Genomic DNA, 1,218 nt, shown 5'->3' with positions numbered 1-1,218 from the left:
AAAAAAGAGAAGTGCGTCCGCACTTCTCCTGGATTGAATTATTGTCGTTTGTCGAATAACCGGATTAAGGTTTATTCATACCGCAAAGAACGATCATCCTCCACGGCTCAATCCAAGAGAAAATATATTTTGATGTGCTTGAAAATGCAAGAATAAAATCCTTTCAAAGTGTAAAAATGATTAAACAAAAGCAAGTTGTTTAGTGGATGAGTTTTTTTAAGCTTTGATAAAAAATTGTCTTAAAACGAAAAACGGAACGCTTTCGCGTTCCGCCCTCCAAACACCAAATGGAAGTTGTGTAGTAAAATTTATTTTATTGAATAAAATTTTGCAATGGTTTATAAATGTTAAATTTTCAAAACAATACGAAATTGAATTTAAGTGTACCGCTCAGTGGCGGGGAAATCTTAACGGAAAATTTTTACCGAATTGATTTCCAACTGCTTTGTTCTTCGGCGACGAGGCGTTCTGTTTGGGCGAGTTGTTCTGCTAGGACTGCTTTTTCCATCGCTTTGCCGAAATCAATCCAATTTTTTCCGAGCGCTTTGAGAATGTTCGCAATTGTGGGGAGTGTGGGCGACTCGCGGCAATTTTCGAGGCGGTATAAATGCAGCCGAGACATGTTGCATTTTTCGGCGAGTTGAACGCGGTTGAGTTTGCTTTCGGCGTGCCACTCGGTGAGAACCGTGCGGAAAGCTCTCCGGACAAGGGCGGTGCGAGCGGAAACGATTTCATTTTTCATAGGAACCAAAAGGTATCAATTTATCCGAAATTTTGTGTAACTGATAAGTTGCAAAATGAGTGGGCGCATTTGAATGATTCGGTAAGCCCTTTCGCGGCGGTGAATTTCTAAAGGAAAAATTGGAATAAATTTTTTCATTAAATTGATCTCCATTTTTTAGAATTTTCGGTGGTTAAATATTTGTCGATTGAAATCGTGCGCGTTTTTCAATCGGGATATTCGCGGGCGCGAAAGCTTACATTGCTTTGCGAAAAGTTCTTGGGAAATTTTTTGCTCTGTGCGCCATTCCGAAATAATTTCGCGGAACACGCTGCGAAAAAATTGCTTTTGTTCTAAAATGTTTCTTTTCGAAATTTCTTCCATACCATAGGCAAATATATTTTCATTTTTTGAAAATGCGTGTAACCAAGAAGGAGGGAGTTTTGTGGTGGGCGATACATTCAAATCAAAAAGAACCGCTTTCGCGGTTCTTTGCT

At 39.3% G+C, this 1,218-nt stretch carries 1 protein-coding gene; it reads right to left on the bottom strand.

Annotated elements, in window-relative coordinates:
- Positions 1-421: 421 nt before the first annotated feature.
- Positions 422-742 (bottom strand): helix-turn-helix domain-containing protein, encoded by a 321-nt coding sequence (locus tag B0H50_RS13045; protein WP_106200345.1) that lies wholly within the window; start codon positions 740-742, stop codon positions 422-424.
- Positions 743-1,218 lie beyond the last annotated feature (476 nt).

The sequence above is a fragment of the Hallerella porci genome (assembly GCF_003148885.1).
GTDB lineage: Bacteria > Fibrobacterota > Fibrobacteria > Fibrobacterales > Fibrobacteraceae > Hallerella > Hallerella porci.
This window is presented reverse-complemented; position numbering and strand designations above follow the sequence as displayed.

Bases quoted from the DNA above. Each gene is read 5' to 3' on its own strand.
- B0H50_RS13045 (WP_106200345.1), bottom strand. From the start codon at position 742: ATGAAAAATGAAATCGTTTCCGCTCGCACCGCCCTTGTCCGGAGAGCT.